This is a genomic window from Pseudomonas sp. Rh2, assembly GCF_040762985.1.
GTDB lineage: Bacteria > Pseudomonadota > Gammaproteobacteria > Pseudomonadales > Pseudomonadaceae > Aquipseudomonas > Aquipseudomonas taiwanensis.
In genome coordinates this window covers 3930451-3949869 of sequence record NZ_CP142890.1, presented here as the reverse complement: position 1 = coordinate 3949869, position 19419 = coordinate 3930451, and the positions used below count along the sequence as shown (strand labels likewise).

Below are 19419 nucleotides of genomic sequence, written 5' to 3'. Positions count from 1 at the left end.
TCAGGCGGCCCTCTGTCAGCGAGGCAGTTCAATTCGCGAACTCTCCCCCGGCACCGTGGGCCAATCACCTGCAGCCCATTTGGCCCTTGCCTGTTCGATCAACTGCGGATCGCTTGCCACGAAATTCCAGTTCATCCGCCGCGGCCCATCCAGCGCAGCGCCGCCGATCAAAACGAGCTGGCAATCACCCTCGGCGTAAAGGGTGACCTCTTCACCTTCCGGTAGCACCACCAGGCTGCGCGGCTCGACTTCTGTATCCTCCATCAGCAATTCGCCTTCCAGCAGGTAAAGCGCCCGCTGCGCATGCTCGTTCGGTACCTGCAAGGTTGTGGCCGGCTGCATGTGCACATGGGCATAGAGGGTAGGGGAGAGCACTGGTACCGGCGACTCCAGGCAGAAGCCCTGGCCGGCAATCATGCAGATCCGAACCCCCATGCTATCGCTCACTGGTAGGCTGGCCGCTGGATGATGGCTATAGCTCGCCGGACCTTGCTCAAGCTCGCGGGGCGATGCGAGCCAAACCTGCAGGCCATGCAGTCGGGAGCCGTCGGTGAAGGCCTCGGCTGGGGTGCGTTCGACATGCGCAACGCCGCTGCCAGCGGTCATCCAGCTCACATCGCCGGGCTGTACGCGCTGTTCGGAGCCGAGGCTGTCCTTGTGCAGGATTTCACCCTCGAACAGGTAGGTCAGGGTAGACAGGCCGATGTGCGGGTGTTGGCGGATATCCATGCCGCTGCCGGGTGCATACTCGGTCTCCAGCATGTGGTCGAAGAAGACGAAGGGGCCGACGCTTCGGCATTGTGCCGATGGCAAGGGGCGCAGTATCGGCTGGCCCTCGACCGATTCGGCGCGCGGGCGGATGACCAGGGGGCTGCTCATGTTGGGCTCCAGGCTGGATGGAAATGCCCCAAGCATAGCGGTTCGCCAGGCGTTGCTGAACCGCCGGGCAAGCTTGCCGGTCTACCGTGTTCGTAACGGGACAAGGAATACAGCGATGATGGTCAGAGTGCTGGGTTGCTTACTATTGTCTGCCTGGGTAGGCCATGCGGCGCAAGCACGTGATTACGCTTACAGCGACGCCCACCTGCACTACGTCGATTTCTTCCAGGAGACCGAGGGCATGCCTGCATTGATCGAGGCCATGGACAGGGCAGGCATCGAGCACTCGATGATTTCCGGCATTCCGGTGGCCAAGAAGTGGCATGAGGACGAGCCCAAGCGGCCGCGCTACTATGCAGGCGACGATGCTGATGCCTATTGGTACAGCGCCACCGACCTGTATGTGGCGGCAGCTCTCGAAAAGCTGCCTGCCGAGCAGCGACGCAGGTTCCATCCTTTTCTCACTGGCTTCAACCCAGTGGACAAGAATGCCGTCAGCCACATCGAGCGCATGCTTGAGCTGTACCCAGGGCTTTGGCAGGGGATCGGTGAAGTGTTCACCCGTCATGACGACCTGACCGCGCTCACCAGTGGTGATACGCCTCGCGCCAACAACGAGGCCATGACGCGTATCTACCACTTGGCGGCCGAGCGCGACCTGCCGGTGCTGTTGCACTCGAACATCACCTCGAAGCGCGAACGCAACCCGCTGTATCTGGCGGAGATCGAAGAGCCATTGCGCAATCATCCACATACCCGTTTCATTTGGGCCCACGCCGGCACCAGCATGGAAATTCACCGGCATCAGACGCAGATGGACTTCCTGTTGCCGGTGTTGACGCGGCTGCTGGAGGATTACCCGAATTTGTATGTGGATCTTTCCTGGAGTGTGCTTACGCCCTACCTGCTGGATGAGCGAGGCGTGCCGCGCAAGGCGTGGATCGATGTGGTCGTCAAGCATCCACAGCGCTTCATGCTGGGCTCGGATGTGGTGGGCAAATTTGGCGGCCTGGGAGAACAGTTGCACGGCTTCAGGCCATTTCTCGATGCCTTGCCTGAGGAGGTGGCGAACAAGGTAGCGCGGGATAACTTCCTGGCGGTGTTGCCCAGGCGGTAGTGCCTCGGAAGGGTTGGCCTCATCCCGAGTGCGCCCAATCCCACAGGGTTGCACGCCACACATGAAAACGCCCCGAACCAGTCGGGGCGTTTTCAATTACCGCATCAGCGTCTTACTTGCCAGTCCAGCGCTTGAGCACCAGGGTGGCGTTGGTGCCGCCGAAGCCGAAGCTGTTGCTCATGACCGTGTCGATCTTGGCGTTCTCTTCGGTTTTGCGCAGGATCGGCATGTCGGCGACTTCCGGATCCAGCTCGTCGATGTTGGCGGAGCCGGCGATGAAGTTGTTTTCCATCATCAGCAGGCAGTAGATCGCCTCGTGCACGCCAGCGGCGCCCAGCGAGTGGCCCGACAGGCTCTTGGTCGAGCTGATCTTCGGCGCTTTGTCACCGAACACTTCACGCACGCCCTTGATTTCTGCAACGTCACCGACCGGCGTCGAGGTGCCGTGGGTGTTCAGGTAGTCGATCGGGGTGTCGACGGTGGACAGCGCCTGCTGCATGCAGCGGATGGCACCTTCGCCGCTCGGTGCGACCATGTCGTAGCCGTCGGACGTGGCACCGTAGCCGACGATTTCGGCGTAGATCTTCGCGCCGCGGGCCAGTGCGTGTTCCAGTTCTTCGACCACGACCATGCCGCCGCCGCCAGCGATGACGAAGCCGTCACGGTCGGCGTCGTAGGCGCGCGAGGCCAGTTCCGGGGTTTCGTTGCGCTTGGTCGACAGGGCGCCCATGGCATCGAACAGGAACGACTGGCTCCAGTGCTCTTCTTCACCGCCACCGGCGAAGACGATGTCTTGCTTGCCCCACTGAATCTGCTCCATGGCGGTGCCGATGCAGTGTGCCGAGGTGGCGCAGGCCGAGGAGATCGAGTAGTTGATACCCTTGATCTTGAACGGAGTGGCCAGGCACGCCGATACGGTGCTGCCCATGGTGCGGGTGACACGGTAAGGGCCGACACGCTTGACGCCTTTCTCGCGCAGGGTGTCCAGCGCTTCCATCTGGTTCAGGGTCGAGGCGCCGCCGGAACCAGCAACCAGGCCGGTACGCGGGTTGGAAATCTGCTCTTCGGTCAGGCCGGAGTCCTTGATCGCGTCCTGCATCGCCAGGTAGGCATAGGCAGCGGCGTGGCCGACGAAGCGGTAGACCTTGCGGTCGATCAGTTCTTCGAGGTTGAGGTCGATGGAACCGGAAACCTGGCTACGCAGCCCCATTTCCTTGTATTCCGGGTTGTAACGAATGCCCGGACGGCTGTTGCGCAGGTTTTCGGTGACAGTAGCTTTGTCATTGCCCAGGCACGAAACGATGCCCAGACCAGTGATAACGACGCGGCGCATGCGAATAACCCTTAGAAATTGTCAGTGGAGGTGAACACGCCGACCCGCAGGCCTTCGGCGGTGTAGATCTCGCGACCGTCGACGCTGACCGAGCCATCGGCGATGGCCATGTTCAGCTTGCCCTTCAGGACGCGCTTGATGTGAATGTTGTAGGTGACTTTCTTGGCTTCGGGCAATACCTGGCCAAAGAACTTCACTTCGCCCGAACCCAGGGCGCGACCACGGCCTGGCAGGCCCTGCCAGCCGAGGAAGAAACCGACCAGCTGCCACATGGCGTCGAGGCCCAGGCAGCCTGGCATTACCGGGTCGCCTTCGAAGTGACAGGCGAAGAACCACAGGTCCGGATTGATATCCAGCTCGGCGACCAATTCACCTTTGCCATACTTGCCGCCTTCTTCGCTGATGTGGGTGATGCGATCGACCATCAGCATGTTCGGCGCGGGCAGTTGCGCATTACCTGGGCCGAACAGCTCACCGCGACTGCAGCGCAGCAGGTCTTCCCGAGTAAAGGCGTGTTGTTTGGTCATGCGAGCTCCTCAATAACCCCCTGCGGCAGGGGATGAATCTTCCCGGCCGGCCCGGAGTGTGTTGAGTCCGGGGCGGCAGCCTACAGGTAGACTATTGCGTTGTGGTGAAAGTCACAGCGCACCTGGCAAAAAGAAGTACAGGTGTGCACTGAAACGGCTATTTTCAGGTCCGACGAAGGTCCTGTCCAGTCCTTAAGACTGCCGCACTTTAGCATTTATCGCCAGTCGCGGCTGTCCGGCCGGGTAACCAACGCTGCAATACCCGTTGCAATTCGGTGCGGCGGAAGGGTTTGCTCAGGTAATCGTTCATGCCGGCGGCCATGCAGCGCTCGCGGTCGCCCTGCAACGCATTGGCCGTCAAGGCGATGATCGGCAGGCTGTCGCGATCGGGCAGTTGGCGGATGCGCCGGGTGGCTTCGTAACCGTCCAGCCGCGGCAGCCGGCAGTCCATCAGTACCGCGGCGAAGCGCTGCTGGCTGACCTGCTCCACGGCCTGGAGGCCATCCAGCGCCACGCTCACCTCCAGCCCAAGGCTGCGCAACATGGCTTCGATGACGCTTTGATTGACCGGATTGTCCTCTACCAGCAGGATTCGCCCGCCCTCGGTACCCAGGCTGCCCTGCGCGACGCTGCCGGGCAGGGCCGGGGGCGCCATGCTGGCCAGGGTCAGGGGAATTTCCAGGGTGAAGGTCGAGCCCAGCCCTTCGCGGCTTTCCCCGCGCAGCTTGCCACCCATGCGTTCGGCCAGGGTGCGGGCGATCGACAGGCCCAGGCCGGTGCCGCCATAGCGCCGGGAAATCGAGCTGTCCGCTTGCTGGAAGGCCACGAACATGGTCTCCAGGCGCTCGCTGTCGATGCCGATGCCAGTATCGCGCACACTGCAGGTCAACCAGATCAGCTGCCGGTCCAGGGGCTGCCAGCGCGCATGCACCTGGACCTGGCCGCGTTCGGTGAACTTCAACGCGTTGCCGATCAAGTTCAGCAGGATCTGGCGGATTCGAGTCGGATCACCGCTGACTTCCAGCTGCTCCATGCCGGCCGGCATCTGTAGTTGCAGGTCGAGTCCACGCTGCTGGGCGCTGTGCTGGAACGACTGCACGCTGTGGGCGATCAATTCGCCGAGGTTGAAGTCGATCTGCTCAAGTTCCAGCGTGGTGCGTTCGATGCGCGAGAAGTCGAGGATATCGTTGATGACCTTGAGCAAGTGGCCCGTGGATTCGCTGGCGACCGCCGCATAGTCGGCCTGCTCGGGCGTCAGCTGGGTGGTTTCGAGCAACTGCAGCATGCCCAGCACACCGTTCATCGGCGTGCGTAACTCATGGCTCATCATCGCCAGGAAGTCGGACTTGGCGCGGTTGGCTTGCTCGGCCTCCTCACGGGCCTGGATCAACTGGGCAATGGCCTGCTTCTGTTCGGCGCTGGCCTGCTCCAGGGCGCTGGCCAGGTTGTTGATATGGCGCGCCAGGTGGCCGAGCTCGCTGTCGTCCACCACCGGTAACGGGGCATTGTACTCGCCCTGCTGGATCGCCTTCACCGCATGGCCCATGTCGCTGATCGGCTTGGCCAGGCTGGTGGCCAGGCGGCGGGCGAGCAGGAAGGTGAACAACAGGGCGAACAAGGCAAGAATGCCAGCCTTGATAACGATTTCCTGCTGGCGTTGGCTGAACGCATCATCGGACATACCGACGATCACCCGTCCCAGGTAATCGTCGCCGATGGCGGGGGTGGGGGCCTTGCCCTGTTGCAGGAAGTCGCTGTCCAGGCGGATCTGCTGCAGCCGTATGGGGGCCTGGAACACTTCCACGCGCTGGGCGCGGTTGCTGCTTTCATCGGACTGCTCGACGTACACCAGAATATGGTTGCGGCTGTCCTGCACCTCCAAAAAACGCACGTGTGGAATGCTCAGGGTGGCCCTCATGAGGCCTTCGAGCACCTCATTGTTGCCGGAGATCACCCCGTACTCGGACGCCGGGGCCAGTTGGTTGGCGATCAACTGCCCGGTGTGGTTGAGCTCCTGGCGCAAGTCCTGGATCCGCACGAAGGTGAAGAAACTGATCAGCAGCAGGGTCAGCAGCAGTGCAGGACCCAGGCTGATCATCTGGGTGCGGGTGTGGATATCCCAGCTCAGGCGTTTGCTCATGGGTTGGGTTCTCCTGCGGCCAGGGCCTGGGCAGCGGCCTTCGGATCGATGGGTTCCAGGCCCAGTGCACGGGCGACTTGCTGGTTGCCACTGACGCCGAAACGCGCCGGGTAAAGACTGCGCGGCCAGCGCGAGGGCGGTTGGTCGAGTAACTGGTCGAGAACCGCCAGCCAATCATCCTGGTCGCTGTAGCTGCTGGCCAGGGCGCCAGCGCGCACGAAACCGGCGTTCGGCCCGATCAGCGCCATCTGTCGGCCGTAGCTGCTGAGCAACAGGTTCTTGGCGGTCTTCGAGTTGTACAGGTCGGGGTCGTCCAGGCCCAGCAGCACGTCGCTGTTGAGCAGCAGGTTCTGCAGTGGTCGGCTGTCCCGTTGATCGGGCCAGTCCTGGGCAACGATCTCCAGGCCCAACGGGCGGGCGGCATGGCGCAACTCTTCGAGCAGGAAGTGGCTGTGCTCGCCATACAGCACGCCGATGCGCTGCGCCTGCGGCAGCAGGTAGCGTGCCAGGCGTAGCTGCCGTGCCAGGGGCGGGTCGCTCCACAGCAGGCACAGGTAGGCCGGACGGGATTTGCCCAGGCGCTGCTGCGCCTGCACCCGGCTGATACGCATCGCCAGTGCCGGGGGGCCGGCGGGCTCGGCGAGCCGCCAGTCCAGGGCAGCGCTATCGAGCAGGATCAGGCGCAGGTCGGCATTCAGCTGGCCGGGGCGGGGTAGGGTCGAGGTGGTCTGGAAACGCACCACGTCGTGGCTGCGACGGCTCTCCAGGGCCGCCACGAAGCTGCGAATGCCGGGTTGATCTTCACCACCGACCAACAGGATTTCGCTAGCGGACAGCGATCCCATGGGCCAGAGAAAGATCAGCAGCAGGCGCAGCAGGCGGGCCATCAGAACTCCAGCTCCGCGCTGACGCTCAGGCGGTGACGGCTGTCGTAGCGGTTCTGGATCGTCGTGGTCGGTTCATCGTCCAGGCGCTGCTGCCACAGCGCGGCCAGCTCCAGGTTGCTGCCCTGGATACGCAAGCGCTTGGCCACACGCAGGTCCAGACGCTCGTAGCGGTACTGGTTGAGTGCGTCGTCGCCGTAGTAGAAAAGAGCGCTGGTCCAGCCGTCGCCCCAATCGCGCATCCAGCCGGCCGAGCCACTGTTGCGGGCGGTGTTGGCGCTGTCCAACGGGTTGCTGGCCCAGGCGTCGACATAGGCGTAGGTCAGGCGCAGGCGGTCGCGTTGGGTCACGCGCCAGTCGGCTTGCGCCTCGCTGCCACTGAACCGCGCTTTGTTGGCGTTGCTGGCGATGTACTGGTTGTTCCTCAGGGGCTCGCTGATCATTCCGGTGATCTCGTCATAGAACAACTTCACATCCATGCTCAAGTCGATGTCGCTGAAGTAACCGTTGTAGCCCAGTTCCCGCGAGCGCATGCGTTCTTGATCGAGGTTGCCAGGGCCTCGGGTCTTGACGAAATATTCGCCGTTCTGCAGCCCGAAGTCGTTGGGCGTCAGGTTCTTGACCGTATAGCTCCAGTTGACGTTGTTCTCGAACATGTCGGGCGAGCGGACCGCTTCGGAGTACACCGCTCGCAAACCGTGGCGCGGGGTGATCAGGTAGTTCACCGCCATGCGCGGGGTAAGCGAACTGCCCGAAAGACGCGAGTCCTCGAACATCGCACCGCCCTGGATGATCCAGTGTTCGTCCGCACGCCATTCCAGCTGGCCGAATGCGCGCCAGGTCTGGTCGTCGATGCTGCCGTTGAAGTAGGTCTGCGAGTCGGCGCGATCATAGCGGTAGTTCATACCGCTGAGCAGGCGCAGGTTGTCGGTCAGGCTCAGGGTGTCCTGGATCTCCAGGTCGTAGCGGGTTTCGCGGGTACTTTGATCGACATCGCCGCAGACCGTGCTTTTGCCGCCGTTGTTCCATTGCGTCTGGGCCTGGGTCAGCAGGGCGCTGAGCGTCGGGTCCGTGGTTGTCGGCAGGTTTCCGGTCGACAGGTTGCGTGCCACCTTCTCGGCGAAGTCTGGGTTCAGTTGCCACAACTGGGTCAACGCCGGACTGAACGCCATCAGCGCGTCGCACGCCAGCCAGACTTGCTGGCGATCGAAGTGTTGAGCCGACCCTTGGATGTAGAAGCTGTGCTCTGGGCTGATATCGATGTTCCAGCGTACCGAGCCCGCGTAATCCTTAGCGTTGACATCTGCGTCGGTGCCTGCGGCATACTTGCCGAACACCGGTTGGTAGGTGTACGGCCGCTGGTTGCTGCCCTCCTTGGCCGCCAGTTGCCACTCCAGGGTCTGGTCGGGCGCGAGGTTGTGGCTGGCGCTGAGGTTGACGCGGTTCAGACGGCGGCTGTCGCGGTAGTCGTTGCCGAACTGGTCGCTGTCGAAACCGTCGTCCTGCTGTCCCGACACCGACAGGCGCAGATCACCGCCGTCCCAGCCGAATCCATGACTGGCATAGTAATCGTTGATGCCATCCTGGCCACGGGTGAGCTTGACCCGTGTGCCATGGCTGTCGGCGGGGTTGCGGGTGAGGATGTTGACCACCGCCATCAAGGCGTTGGCGCCATAGCTGACGGTGTTCGGGCCGCGGAACACCTCGATGCGCTCGATATCCTCCAGGGCCACCGGGATATCGCTCCAGTCCACCGTGGCAAGGCCGGCCCGATACACCGAGCGGCCGTCGATCAGCACTTGCATGCGCCGGGCTTCGTTGACGTTGCTGCCGTGGTAGTTGACGGTTGGCTGGTTGCCGGCGCCGTAGCCGATCATCATGCCTGGCACCAGGCGCAGCAGTTCGGGAATATCGCGGGCACCGCTGGCACGGATCAGTTCGCTGTCGAGCACGGTCATGCTGCCCGGCACCGCCGCCGGGGATTGTTTCAGGCGCGTGGCGGTCAGAACCTGCGGCAAGTCAGTGTTGTCGATGAACAGGTCATCGGCCATGACCGGGCCACCGAGCAGGGCGGTCAGCAATAACAGACGCGGGTAAGGGGGCGTGCCTGGGAACACGATACGGCCTTGTATCAAAGATGAAACAGGCATGTTAACTGACCTTGGACCTTTTGCCAGTGGTGGGGCGCGAGTTTGCGAGGTGGGGGGGTGAGGGAAAGGCTTGCCGGTGGTTTTCGGGTGGTGTCGAGATCGCGCGGCGCATCGCGAGCAAGGCTCGCTCCTACGCTTTTTTCGGGCCAGTTATGCCTGTGGGATTTGCGCGCGACCGCTTTGGCATGGCCCGAAAAACGTAGGAGCGAGCCTTGCTCGCGATGCGCCACGCGATCGCCAACCCAACCCGCCACGCAAGCCATGCACTGGCCCTGTCGCATCCGCACCGTATAATGGTCCGGTCGCCACTCACATTTTGGCATTAACGGATTGAATATGACTGAACAGCAACCTGTTGCAGTTCTGGGAGGCGGAAGCTTTGGCACCGCCGTGGCGAACCTGCTGGCTGAAAACAACGTGCCAGTGCGCCAATGGATGCGCGACCCCGAGCAGGCCGAGGCCATGCGCATCAATCGCGAGAATCCGCGTTACCTCAAAGGTATCCGCCTGCACGACGGTGTCGAGCCGGTCAACGACCTGCTGGCGACGCTGCAGGCTTGCGAGCTGATTTTCGTGGCCCTGCCGTCTAGCGCCCTGCGCAGCGTGCTGGCCCCGCATGCCGAGTTGCTGCGCGGCAAGGGACTGGTGAGCTTGACCAAGGGCATCGAGGCGCAGAGCTTCAAGCTGATGAGCCAGATCCTTGAGGAAATCGCCCCCCAGGCACGTATTGGCGTGCTGTCGGGCCCGAACCTGGCCCGCGAGATCGCCGAACATGCGCTGACCGCCACTGTGGTCGCCAGCGAAGATGAAGACCTGTGCCAACGCGTGCAGGCGGTGTTACACGGGCGCACCTTCCGGGTGTACGCCAGCACCGACCGCTTCGGTGTCGAACTGGGCGGTGCCCTCAAGAACGTCTATGCCATCATGGCTGGCATGGCCGTTGCCCTGGGCATGGGTGAAAACACCAAGAGCATGCTGATTACCCGTGCCCTGGCCGAGATGACTCGTTTCGCCGTCAGCCAAGGCGCCAATCCGATGACCTTCCTGGGGCTGGCCGGTGTCGGCGACCTGATCGTCACCTGCTCTTCACCCAAGAGCCGCAACTATCAGGTGGGTCATGCGCTGGGGCAGGGCCTGAGCCTGGAACAGGCGGTCAACCGCCTGGGCGAAGTGGCCGAGGGGGTCAATACCCTCAAGGTACTGAAGGCCAAGGCCCAGGAAGTGCAGGTGTACATGCCGCTGGTGGCGGGCCTGCACGCGATCCTGTTCGAAGGCCGCACGCTGAACCAGGTCATCGAACACCTGATGCGCGCCGAGCCCAAGACCGACGTCGATTTCATTTCCACAAGCGGTTTCAACTGAGCCTTCGTGGGTTCTGAACAGAGCAAGGAGCAATACATGAACGATACCCCCGAGCGCGCGCAGCGCGAGTCGATCATCCTGCGGGTGCTGTGGATGCTGGTGTTCCTGGTGGTCTGGCAACTGGCCGAGCTGCTGCTGGGTGGCCTGGTGCTGGTGCAGCTCATCTACCGACTGGTGTATGGCGCCCCGAGCGCCAGCCTGATGAACTTCGGCGACAGCCTCAGTCAGTACCTGGCGCAGATCGGTCGTTTCGGCAGTTTCCACAGCGACCAGAAGCCCTGGCCATTCGCCGACTGGCCGGCCCCGCGGGCGCCGGAAGGCGAGGCGCCTCACGCCGTGGCACCGGCAGCGCACCCGGTGCGCGACGAGGAGCCCAAACTGTGAAGCTCTGGGTTCTGCGCCACGGCGAGGCCGAACCGCGGGCCAATACCGACGCCGAGCGGCGCCTGACGCCCCATGGCCGCGAGCAAGTGCTGCACAGCGCGGCGCGCTTGCTGGGCCAGCCACTGCAAGCCATCCTGGCCAGCCCCTATGTGCGCGCCCAGCAGACCGCGGCACTGGTGCATGACACCCTCGGTTTCACCGAGCCGGTGCACACAGTGCCGTGGTTGACCCCCGACAGTGACGTGCAACAGGTCATCGGCGAAATCGAGCGACTGGGCCTTGAGCATGTGCTGCTGGTCAGCCACCAGCCGCTGGTGGGCACATTGGTTGGAAGGCTCGAGCACGGGCATGGCCAGCGACCAGCCCCCATGAGTACCGCCAGCCTTGCAGAGTTGGAAGGGGATTGGCCATTGGCAGGCCTGATGACCGTGCGCGCGATTAATTCACCCGACTGAAACCGGGCAACTGGCATTTTTGTCAGTTGCCGCCTCTGGCAGGGCGTTGCTAGCGTTGCATCGAGGCGGTACAGGCAGGGAAGAATCAGGAGTGCGGGATGGGTGGTCGAAGGTTGGATCTGGTTCGCTGTGCCGATTTGCAGCCAACGTTGGATAAAGTGCAGGCCAGCGGGGCGCTGGATTTTGCCGAGTACAGCCTGCTGCGTGAGGCCGCTGATGCCAAGCTGTATCACCTGATGGGCAGGCTCCAAGGCCGTGGCTGCCCGGACCTCGCCACCCGGATACAAGGAGAGGAAGATCTGCGCAGGCTGCAGGACGCTTGCCAGCGCGTATCCCACCTGGTGCAGACCAGCTGCCTGGCGTTACGCCGGCTACAGCTCGACCACAAGGATCAGCGCCTGGCTCGCGAGGCGCTCGAAAGCCAGCTGGCCTACCTGCAAGCCTGCCTGCGCCGTTCATTGCTCGGTTTCGACCTGTCCTGATTGCCCTGCGCGATGACCTTTCCGGACATTGCCGAGCGCCGCCACGATGCCGACAATGGGCAACCATCCCCGGTTCGGACCTGGCGCCATGTCGCAACGGATCTTCTTCGCCCACGCCAACGGATTTCCCTCGGCCACCTACGGCAAGCTGTTCGCCGCGCTCGCGCCGGACTACCAGGTGACGCACTTGGCCCAACACGCCCACGACCCAAGGTTTCCGGTCGATGACAATTGGCGGAACCTGGTCGATGAACTGTTGCACCATCTGGCTCAGCAGGATCAGCCCGTGTGGGGCGTCGGTCACTCCCTGGGCGGTGTGCTGCACCTGCATGCCGCGCTGCGCCGCCCAGAGTTGTACCGGGGCGTGGTAATGCTTGACTCGCCGGTGTTGACCCGTGCCGACCAGTGGTTGATCCGCACCGCCAAGCGTTTCGGTTTCATCGATCGCATCACGCCTGCAGGCCGCACCTTAGGGCGGCGCGAGGCCTTCGCCGATCGTGACAGCGCGCGGACATATTTCGCCAGCAAGACCTTGTTCCGCAATTTCGACCCCGAGTGCCTCGAGGCGTATCTGGAACATGGTCTGCAAACCGCAGAGGAGGGGCTGCGCTTGCGCTTCGACCCGGCCACCGAGATCAGTATCTATCGCAGCATCCCCCATGCCAGCCCGGCACCTGCCCGGCATTTGCAGGTGCCGTTGGCGATGGTGCGTGGCGACCGTAGCCGGGTGATTCGTCGTCACCACGCGTTTGCCGTGCGTGGCATGCCCACGGGTGAGTACCACAGCGTACCGGGTGGCCATATGTTCCCGCTGGAGCGCCCCACTGATACCGCCAGCCTGATCAAGGGCCTGTTCGATCGCTGGAGCCAGGCATGAGCCTGCCCGTCGAAGAAGTGCGCCTGAGCCTGGGCCATATCGAACTCGCCGCGCACCTGTTCGGGCCAGCGGACGGGTTGCCGGTGATCGCACTGCATGGCTGGCTGGACAACGCCAACAGTTTCGCGCGCCTGGCACCCCGTCTACAGGGCTTGCGTATCGTCGCGCTCGACTTGGCCGGCCATGGCTATTCCGAACACCGCCCGCCAGGGGCCGGCTATGCCCTGGCCGATTACGCCCATGACGTGTTGCGGGTCGCCGAGCAGCTTGGCTGGCAACGATTCGCCCTGCTTGGTCACTCGCTGGGCGCCATCATCTCGGTGCAGTTGGCTGGGGCCTTGCCGGACAGGGTCAGCCACCTGGCGTTGATCGACGGCGTGATCCCGCCTACCGGTGCCGAGCAGGATGCGGCTGAGCGGTTGGGCATGTCGTTGCAGGCGCAGTTGCGCCTGGATGGCAAGCGCAAGTCGGTTTACGCCTCGGTCGAAGACGGCGTGCAGGCTCGCATGAAGGGGATGGTCGCGGTAAGCCACGAAGCTGCGCAGTTGCTGGCCCAGCGCGGACTGATGCCGGTCCCGGGCGGGTTCAGCTGGCGCAGCGACAGCCGACTGACCTTACCATCGCCGGCGCGCCTGAACCCGGCCCAGGCCATGGCGTACGTGCACCGGGTCGGTTGCCCGGGCTGTCTGGTGGTGGCCGCCGATGGCATGCTGGTGCGCCACACCGAGTTGCTGGAGCAGCTACCCTTTGAGCGAGTGGTGCTGCCAGGTGGGCATCATCTGCACCTGAACGATGAGCAGGGTGCGATCCTTGTCGCAGACTGTTTCAATCGCTTCTTTGGCTTTTCTTGACTTGTACCGGACAAGTGCCGAGGCTTGGCGGGTTGAACAGGGAGACAACCATGCAAATGCCAGACATCCTAGACCTTCGCTCCGCCACCCGCTGCCCCAAGGGTGGCCGATGAGCGCATCCGTTTTCATCCGCGTCACCTTCGTCACCTGCGTCGCGCTGGTCAGCGCCGCTTCCTGGGCGGGCAGCCTGCCGGTGCCGCAAGATGGCAAGGTGGTCGACCAACGCCCCGCCGTAGAACAGGAACGCGTCTACCCCCTGGGCCCGCTGCGCAAGATCAGCGGTCGCCTGCGGGTCGATGACAAGGTCGAGAGCCGTGGCCAGGTTAGCTCGGTCACTTACGAACTGCCCGTCGAACGCACCGCTCGTGAGGCGTTCACCAGCGCCCGCGAACAATTGCAGCGTGACGGCGGTTACCCCTTGTTCTGGTGCCAGGGCCGTGACTGCGGCGAAGCCAGCCTGTGGGCCAACGATGTGTTCGGCAATGCCCGGCTCAATGGCGGCGACGAGCAGCAGGCATTCATCCTGTTGCGCCGTTCGGCCGAAGAGGCCGACACCTTGGTGGCGTTGTACAGCGTCACCCGTGGCAACCGCCGCGCGTACTTGCACGTCGAAGAGTTCGTCGCGGGCAGCCCGCTGGGCGAACTGCTACCCACGCCAGCGACTGTGCTGCGCGAAATGCGCGACACCGGAAAGCTGGACTACCCTGACCTGGGCGCACCGCAAGCCACCTGGGTGACCCTGCTCGGACGCAGCCTGAACCTTGACAGCACCCTGCGTGCCAGCCTCAGTGGAGCCGAGGCCGAAGCCTGGCGCCAAGAGCTGATCAAGGCAGGCGTGCGCAGCAGCCGACTGGAAGTCGGGGACGCCCCTACCGATGGCCTGCACCTTGAACTGATTCGTTGATCGAGCGCCACCATGGCCAACAATGATCGTCTGTTGATCCAGATTCTTCTGCTGGCGCTGTTGGGCGCGGGGCTGTGGGTAATGGCGCCGTTCATTTCGGCACTGCTGTGGGGGGCCATCCTGGCCTTTGCCAGCTGGCCGTTGATGCGCCTGCTGACCCGCGTGCTGGGGGATCGCGAGACCCTCGCGGCAGGTTTGCTGACCGGTGTCTGGATTCTGGTCGTGGCCTTGCCGCTGGTCTGGCTTGGGTTCAACCTGGCGGACCACATTCGCGACGCCACGGCGTTCATTCGCGATGTACAGGTCGATGGTTTACCTGACGCCCCGGACTGGCTGGCCGGTGTCCCGCTGGTCGGCGGGCGCCTGGTCAGCTGGTGGGAGTCGCTGGACCAACAGGGCGCGATGCTGCTGGCCTCGGTCAGACCCCACCTGGGTCAGGTTGGTAACTGGCTACTGGCACGCAGTGCGCAATTGGGCAGTGGTGTGCTCGAACTGACCCTGAGCCTGGTGTTCGTGTTCTTCTTCTACCGCGACGGCCCGCGATTGGCGGCGTTCGTCCTGCGCCTGCTGCAGCGTTTGATGGGCGACCGTGCCGAGTATTACCTGGAACTGGTGGCCGGCACCGTGCAACGTGTGGTCAACGGCGTGATCGGCACCGCCGCGGCCCAAGGCCTGCTGGCATTGATTGGCTTTCTCATCGCCGGTGTGCCGGGCGCCATCATCCTCGGCCTGGTGACCTTCATGCTCAGCCTCATTCCCATGGGGCCGCCGCTGGCTTGGATACCGGCCACCGGTTGGCTGGTATGGAAAGGTGAGTACGGCATGGCCGTGTTCCTGGGTATCTGGGGTACCTTCGTCATCAGTGGCGTTGACAACGTGCTCAAGCCCTACCTGATCAGCCGCGGCGGCAACCTGCCACTGGTGATCGTCCTGCTTGGTGTGTTCGGTGGCCTGATCGCGTTTGGCTTCATCGGCCTGTTCATCGGGCCGACACTGCTGGCGGTGGGCTACAGCCTGTTGCTGGACTGGAGCCGCAACGCAGGGCAGCAGACGCCGCAACGCTGATATCACCCGCGGCCCGGCAACGGGCTGCATCTTTACGCATTCTTTATGCGCTGACCTGTCCCTCGATCTCGCCCCTTTACGTCGCACCCTCGGACAATTTCCCCAAAGCGGCCAACGCCGCATGGATGGGGAGAACCACCGATGAATGTGCTCGAAGGGTTGTCACTGCTGCTGGCAGTGGCGTTGGCGATTTACCTGCTTACGGCGCTGCTGCGCGCCGATCGCAGCTAGGGAGCGGTCATGCACAGTTACGACTACGCGTTGCTGTTGGCCTTCTTTGCCATCGTGCTGCTGCCTGCACCCTGGCTGGGGCGTTTCTACTACAAGGTGATGGAAGGCCAGCGTACCTGGCTCAGCCCAGTACTCGGCCCATTGGAGCAGGGCTGTTACCGGCTGGCGGGCGTGTGCACCGAGCAGGAGCAGAATTGGAAGCAGTACGCCCTGGCTTTGTTGGCCTTCAACCTGGCCGGGTTCGTGCTGCTGTTCTGCGTGCTGTTGCTGCAGGGCTATCTGCCGCTCAATCCGCAGCACTTGCCAGGCCAGGAGTGGTCGCTGGCATTCAACACAGCGGTAAGCTTCGTCACCAACACCAACTGGCAGGCCTACAGCGGCGAAGCCTCGGTCAGCTACCTGAGCCAGATGCTTGGCCTGACCGTGCAGAACTTCGTCAGCGCTGCCACCGGCCTGGCCGTATTGGTTGCACTCTGCCGTGGCATTGCCAGGCGCTCTACGGCAACGCTGGGCAACTTCTGGGTCGACATGACCCGGGGCACCCTCTACGGGCTCTTGCCGTTGTGTCTGGTGCTGGCGCTGCTGCTGGTGTGGCAGGGCGTGCCCCAGACCTTCGCCGATTATGCCCATGCTGTGACCCTGCAAGGCGTTGACCAGGTCATCCCGCTGGGACCGGCTGCCAGCCAGATCGCCATCAAGCAACTGGGTACCAACGGGGGTGGTTTCTTCGGCGTGAACTCGGCGCACCCGTTCGAGAACCCCACGGCCTGGAGCAACCTGTTCGAGGTGGCGTCGATCATTCTGATCCCGGCTGCCCTGGTGTTCACCTTTGGCCACTACGTGAAGGACTTGCGCCAGAGCCGCGCCATCATCGCCTGCATGCTTGCCCTGTTCCTGATCGGTGGCAGTACCGCCTTGTGGGCGGAATACCAACCCAATCCGGCATTGGAAAGCGTTCAGGTACAGTCGAGCGCGCCGATGGAGGGCAAGGAAAGCCGCTTCGGCACCACCGGTTCGGTGCTCTGGAGCGTGACCACCACCGCTGCGTCCAACGGTTCGGTCAACGCCATGCACGACAGCCTCAACCCGCTGACGGGTATGGTGGCCATGGCCAACATGATGGTCGGTGAGGTGATCTTCGGCGGCGTCGGTGCCGGGCTCTACGGCATGTTGCTGTTTGTGCTGATCGCTGTGTTCCTGGCAGGCCTGATGATTGGGCGCACGCCGGAATACTTGGGCAAGAAGCTGCAAGCCCGTGAGGTGCAGTTGTTGGTGGCGACCTTGTTGGTGATGCCGGTGGGCGTGCTGGTGCTCGGCGCCATCGCCGCCAGCCTGCCAGGCCCTGCGGGGGCGGTGAGCAACCCAGGCGCCCATGGCTTCAGCCAGCTGCTGTATGCCTACACCTCCGGCACCGCCAACAACGGCTCGGCCTTCGCCGGTTTCGGTGCCAACACCGTGTTCCACAACCTGATGATCGGCTTGGCCATGCTGATCGGCCGCTTCGGCTACATCCTGCCGGTGCTGGCCCTGGCAGGCAGCTTGGCTGCGAAGAAAACCGCGCCGCAAGGGCTGAACAGCTTCCCGACCCACGGGCCACTGTTCGCCACCTTGCTGGTGGTGACCATCCTGCTGGTGGGCGGCCTGACCTTCCTGCCAACCCTGGCCCTTGGGCCGATCGCCGAACACCTGAGCCTGGGCTTCTGAGGAGCGAACCATGAACATGCCCATTCCCGAAGTGAAAGCCCACTCCAGCGCCAAGGACCAGACCCGTTTCGCCGCACTCTGGCGCCCGGCCATGGTGCAGGCCTTCGTCAAACTCGACCCGCGTCAACTCAAGCGTTCACCGGTGATGCTGGTCGTGGCCCTCACGGCTGTGCTCACCACTGTGCTGTGCTTTGCACCGGGCAGTGGCGTGAGCACCAGCGTGGCGGTGCAGATTGCCCTGTGGCTGTGGTTCACCGTGTTGTTCGCCAACTTTGCCGAAGCCCTGGCCGAAGGGCGCGGCAAGGCCCGCGCCGACAGCCTCAAGGCCGGCAGCCAGGGCCTTACCGCGCAGCGCCGCACCCGCCAAGGCGGCTTCGAGACCGTGCCTGCCTCGCAGTTGCGCAAGGACGATGTGGTCAAGGTGGTGGCCGGTGAATTGATCCCCGGCGACGGCGAAGTGCTCGAGGGCATTGCAGCGGTCAACGAGGCGGCCATTACTGGCGAGTCGGCCCCGGTGATCAGAGAGTCCGGTGGCGACCGATCGGCCGTCACCGGCAACACCCGCCTGGTATCCGACTGGCTGCTGATCCGCATCACCAGCAACCCTGGCGAGTCGACCCTGGACCGCATGATTGCCCTGGTTGAAGGTGCCAAGCGGCAGAAGACGCCCAACGAGATCGCGTTGGATATTCTGTTGATCGGCCTGACCCTGATCTTCCTGATCGTGGTCGTGACCTTGCAGCCGTTCGCCCACTTCGCAGGCGGTAGCCTGCCGCTGATCTTCCTCGCAGCGTTGTTGGTGACACTGATCCCCACCACTATCGGCGGACTGCTATCGGCCATCGGCATCGCTGGCATGGACCGCCTGGTGCGGCTCAATGTCATCGCTCGCTCGGGCCGCGCCGTGGAGGCGGCCGGTGATGTGCACACCCTGATGCTCGACAAGACCGGCACCATCACCTTCGGCAATCGTCGTTGCAGTGCGCTGCACAGTGCGCCGGGGGTCACGGCCAAGGAGTTGGGGGAGGGCGCGTTGCTGGCATCGTTGGCCGATGATACTGCCGAGGGCAAGTCGATCGTCGAGTACCTGCGTCAATTGCACGCGTTCATTGAACCAAGCGCCCAGCAGCTGGTACCCATTGCCTTCAGCGCCGAGACGCGGCTTTCCGGTGTCGATTTTCAGCAGCGTCACTACCGCAAGGGCGCGGTCGATGCGGTGCTGGCCTTCGTCGGCATGCAGCGACTGGAGATGCCGCCGGCACTGGCCCGTGAAGTCGAACGCATCGCTCAGAGCGGCGGTACGCCCCTGCTGGTGTGTGTCGACAAGCGCTTGCTGGGCGTGATCCACCTCAAGGATGTGGTCAAGCCCGGCATTCGCGAGCGCTTCGCCGAGCTGCGCAAGCTGGGTATCCGCACGGTGATGGTCACCGGCGACAACCCGCTGACCGCTGCTGCCATCGCCGCCGAAGCCGGGGTAGACGATGTGCTGGCTGAAGCCACGCCCGAGAAGAAGCTGGCGCGCATTCGCCAGGAACAGAACGACGGGCGTCTGGTCGCCATGTGCGGTGACGGCGCCAATGATGCACCGGCGCTGGCCCAGGCAGATGTGGGCATGGCCATGAACGATGGTACCCAGGCGGCGCGTGAGGCGGCCAACATGGTCGATCTGGACAGCGACCCGACCAAGCTGCTGGACGTGGTCCAGGTGGGCAAGGAGTTGCTGGTCACGCGCGGGGCGCTCACCACCTTCTCCATCGCCAACGACGTGGCCAAGTACTTCGCCATTCTGCCGGCGCTGTTCGCCGCCATCTACCCGCAGCTGGGCGTGCTCAACCTGATGCACCTGGCCAGCCCGCAGAGCGCGATTCTGTCGGCGATCGTCTTCAACGCGCTGATCATCATCGCGCTGATTCCCTTGGCCTTGCGCGGTGTGCGTGTGCAGGCAGCGAGCGCGGCCCAGTTGCTGCGACGCAACCTGCTGATCTACGGCCTGGGCGGGATCATCGTGCCGTTTGCCGGGATCAAGCTGATCGACATGTTGCTCAATGCATTGCACCTGGTCTGAGGAGGCCGA

The 19419-nt window shown here is 63.6% G+C and carries 18 protein-coding genes; 12 read left to right on the top strand and 6 right to left on the bottom strand.

All coding sequences use genetic code 11. The annotated features are described in order from the left end of the window. Positions 1–15: 15 nt before the first annotated feature. The gene (locus VXM67_RS18120) at positions 16–879 is read right to left on the bottom strand and encodes a pirin family protein (RefSeq protein WP_027908199.1); all 864 of its coding nucleotides are present in this window, start codon (positions 877–879) and stop codon (positions 16–18) included. A 115-nt stretch (positions 880–994) separates the two neighbouring features. Here VXM67_RS18120 and VXM67_RS18115 point away from each other — a divergent pair, with 115 nt between their 5' ends. Beyond that, positions 995–1996, top strand: coding sequence for an amidohydrolase family protein (locus VXM67_RS18115; protein WP_023381341.1), 1002 nt, complete (start codon positions 995–997; stop codon positions 1994–1996). Between the two features lie 112 nt (positions 1997–2108). Here the strand turns inward: VXM67_RS18115 and fabB are convergent, their stop codons facing one another. The 5 genes from fabB to VXM67_RS18090 all read right to left on the bottom strand — a co-directional run bounded on the left by fabB (position 2109) and on the right by VXM67_RS18090 (position 9030). After that, a complete protein-coding gene (gene fabB, locus VXM67_RS18110; RefSeq protein ID WP_023381340.1) occupies positions 2109–3329 on the bottom strand; it encodes a beta-ketoacyl-ACP synthase I in 1221 nt (406 codons plus the stop codon). Between the two features lie 11 nt (positions 3330–3340). Beyond that, a complete protein-coding gene (gene fabA / locus VXM67_RS18105; protein WP_003251509.1) occupies positions 3341–3856 on the bottom strand; it encodes a 3-hydroxyacyl-[acyl-carrier-protein] dehydratase FabA in 516 nt (171 codons plus the stop codon). Positions 3857–4064: 208 nt separating this feature from the next. Further along, positions 4065–5996, bottom strand: coding sequence for an ATP-binding protein (locus VXM67_RS18100; RefSeq protein ID WP_023381339.1), 1932 nt, complete (start codon positions 5994–5996; stop codon positions 4065–4067). Further along, the gene (locus VXM67_RS18095; RefSeq protein ID WP_023381338.1) at positions 5993–6883 is read right to left on the bottom strand and encodes an ABC transporter substrate-binding protein; all 891 of its coding nucleotides are present in this window, start codon (positions 6881–6883) and stop codon (positions 5993–5995) included. Before VXM67_RS18095 ends, VXM67_RS18100 begins: the two co-directional genes overlap by 4 nt. Beyond that, positions 6883–9030: a TonB-dependent receptor plug domain-containing protein gene (locus VXM67_RS18090; RefSeq protein WP_367237257.1), complete on the bottom strand. Its 2148-nt coding sequence runs from the start codon at positions 9028–9030 to the stop codon at positions 6883–6885. The genes VXM67_RS18095 and VXM67_RS18090 overlap by 1 nt, the downstream gene beginning before the upstream one ends. 336 nt (positions 9031–9366) lie before the next feature. On the opposite strand from VXM67_RS18090, the gene VXM67_RS18085 reads away from it, so the two are divergent. From VXM67_RS18085 to kdpB, 11 genes are all read left to right on the top strand, one after another. Then, the gene (locus VXM67_RS18085) at positions 9367–10392 is read left to right on the top strand and encodes an NAD(P)H-dependent glycerol-3-phosphate dehydrogenase (protein WP_023381336.1); all 1026 of its coding nucleotides are present in this window, start codon (positions 9367–9369) and stop codon (positions 10390–10392) included. A 36-nt stretch (positions 10393–10428) separates the two neighbouring features. Then, on the top strand, positions 10429–10776 hold the full coding sequence (locus VXM67_RS18080) for a DUF4389 domain-containing protein (protein ID WP_023381335.1): 348 nt from the start codon (positions 10429–10431) through the stop codon (positions 10774–10776). Further along, a complete protein-coding gene (gene sixA / locus VXM67_RS18075) occupies positions 10773–11231 on the top strand; it encodes a phosphohistidine phosphatase SixA (RefSeq protein WP_023381334.1) in 459 nt (152 codons plus the stop codon). Before VXM67_RS18080 ends, sixA begins: the two co-directional genes overlap by 4 nt. A 98-nt stretch (positions 11232–11329) precedes the next feature. Beyond that, entirely contained in the window at positions 11330–11713 is a 384-nt protein-coding gene (locus VXM67_RS18070; protein WP_023381333.1) for a hypothetical protein, read from the top strand. Between the two features lie 88 nt (positions 11714–11801). After that, entirely contained in the window at positions 11802–12590 is a 789-nt protein-coding gene (locus VXM67_RS18065) for an alpha/beta hydrolase (protein WP_023381332.1), read from the top strand. Continuing rightward, a complete protein-coding gene (locus VXM67_RS18060) occupies positions 12587–13441 on the top strand; it encodes an alpha/beta hydrolase (protein ID WP_023381331.1) in 855 nt (284 codons plus the stop codon). Before VXM67_RS18065 ends, VXM67_RS18060 begins: the two co-directional genes overlap by 4 nt. 109 nt (positions 13442–13550) lie before the next feature. After that, entirely contained in the window at positions 13551–14345 is a 795-nt protein-coding gene (locus VXM67_RS18055; RefSeq protein WP_023381330.1) for a DUF4892 domain-containing protein, read from the top strand. 12 nt (positions 14346–14357) lie between these two features. Further along, positions 14358–15410: an AI-2E family transporter gene (locus tag VXM67_RS18050; protein WP_023381329.1), complete on the top strand. Its 1053-nt coding sequence runs from the start codon at positions 14358–14360 to the stop codon at positions 15408–15410. A 141-nt stretch (positions 15411–15551) separates the two neighbouring features. Beyond that, entirely contained in the window at positions 15552–15641 is a 90-nt protein-coding gene (kdpF, locus tag VXM67_RS18045; protein ID WP_041925515.1) for a K(+)-transporting ATPase subunit F, read from the top strand. A 9-nt stretch (positions 15642–15650) separates the two neighbouring features. After that, positions 15651–17345 (top strand): potassium-transporting ATPase subunit KdpA, encoded by a 1695-nt coding sequence (gene kdpA, locus VXM67_RS18040; protein ID WP_023381328.1) that lies wholly within the window; start codon positions 15651–15653, stop codon positions 17343–17345. 10 nt (positions 17346–17355) lie between these two features. Beyond that, on the top strand, positions 17356–19410 hold the full coding sequence (kdpB, locus tag VXM67_RS18035; RefSeq protein ID WP_367237256.1) for a potassium-transporting ATPase subunit KdpB: 2055 nt from the start codon (positions 17356–17358) through the stop codon (positions 19408–19410). The last annotated feature ends 9 nt before the right edge of the window (positions 19411–19419 follow it).

Coding starts and splice junctions, on each gene's coding strand:
- VXM67_RS18120 (WP_027908199.1), bottom strand. CDS start 879: ATGAGCAGCCCCCTGGTCATCCGCCCGCGCGCCGAATCGGTCGAGGGC.
- VXM67_RS18115 (WP_023381341.1), top strand. CDS start 995: ATGATGGTCAGAGTGCTGGGTTGCTTACTATTGTCTGCCTGGGTAGGC.
- fabB (WP_023381340.1), bottom strand. CDS start 3,329: ATGCGCCGCGTCGTTATCACTGGTCTGGGCATCGTTTCGTGCCTGGGC.
- fabA (WP_003251509.1), bottom strand. CDS start 3,856: ATGACCAAACAACACGCCTTTACTCGGGAAGACCTGCTGCGCTGCAGT.
- VXM67_RS18100 (WP_023381339.1), bottom strand. CDS start 5,996: ATGAGCAAACGCCTGAGCTGGGATATCCACACCCGCACCCAGATGATC.
- VXM67_RS18095 (WP_023381338.1), bottom strand. CDS start 6,883: ATGGCCCGCCTGCTGCGCCTGCTGCTGATCTTTCTCTGGCCCATGGGA.
- VXM67_RS18090 (WP_367237257.1), bottom strand. CDS start 9,030: ATGCCTGTTTCATCTTTGATACAAGGCCGTATCGTGTTCCCAGGCACG.
- VXM67_RS18085 (WP_023381336.1), top strand. CDS start 9,367: ATGACTGAACAGCAACCTGTTGCAGTTCTGGGAGGCGGAAGCTTTGGC.
- VXM67_RS18080 (WP_023381335.1), top strand. CDS start 10,429: ATGAACGATACCCCCGAGCGCGCGCAGCGCGAGTCGATCATCCTGCGG.
- VXM67_RS18070 (WP_023381333.1), top strand. CDS start 11,330: ATGGGTGGTCGAAGGTTGGATCTGGTTCGCTGTGCCGATTTGCAGCCA.
- VXM67_RS18065 (WP_023381332.1), top strand. CDS start 11,802: ATGTCGCAACGGATCTTCTTCGCCCACGCCAACGGATTTCCCTCGGCC.
- VXM67_RS18060 (WP_023381331.1), top strand. CDS start 12,587: ATGAGCCTGCCCGTCGAAGAAGTGCGCCTGAGCCTGGGCCATATCGAA.
- VXM67_RS18055 (WP_023381330.1), top strand. CDS start 13,551: ATGAGCGCATCCGTTTTCATCCGCGTCACCTTCGTCACCTGCGTCGCG.
- VXM67_RS18050 (WP_023381329.1), top strand. CDS start 14,358: ATGGCCAACAATGATCGTCTGTTGATCCAGATTCTTCTGCTGGCGCTG.
- kdpF (WP_041925515.1), top strand. CDS start 15,552: ATGAATGTGCTCGAAGGGTTGTCACTGCTGCTGGCAGTGGCGTTGGCG.
- kdpA (WP_023381328.1), top strand. CDS start 15,651: ATGCACAGTTACGACTACGCGTTGCTGTTGGCCTTCTTTGCCATCGTG.
- kdpB (WP_367237256.1), top strand. CDS start 17,356: ATGAACATGCCCATTCCCGAAGTGAAAGCCCACTCCAGCGCCAAGGAC.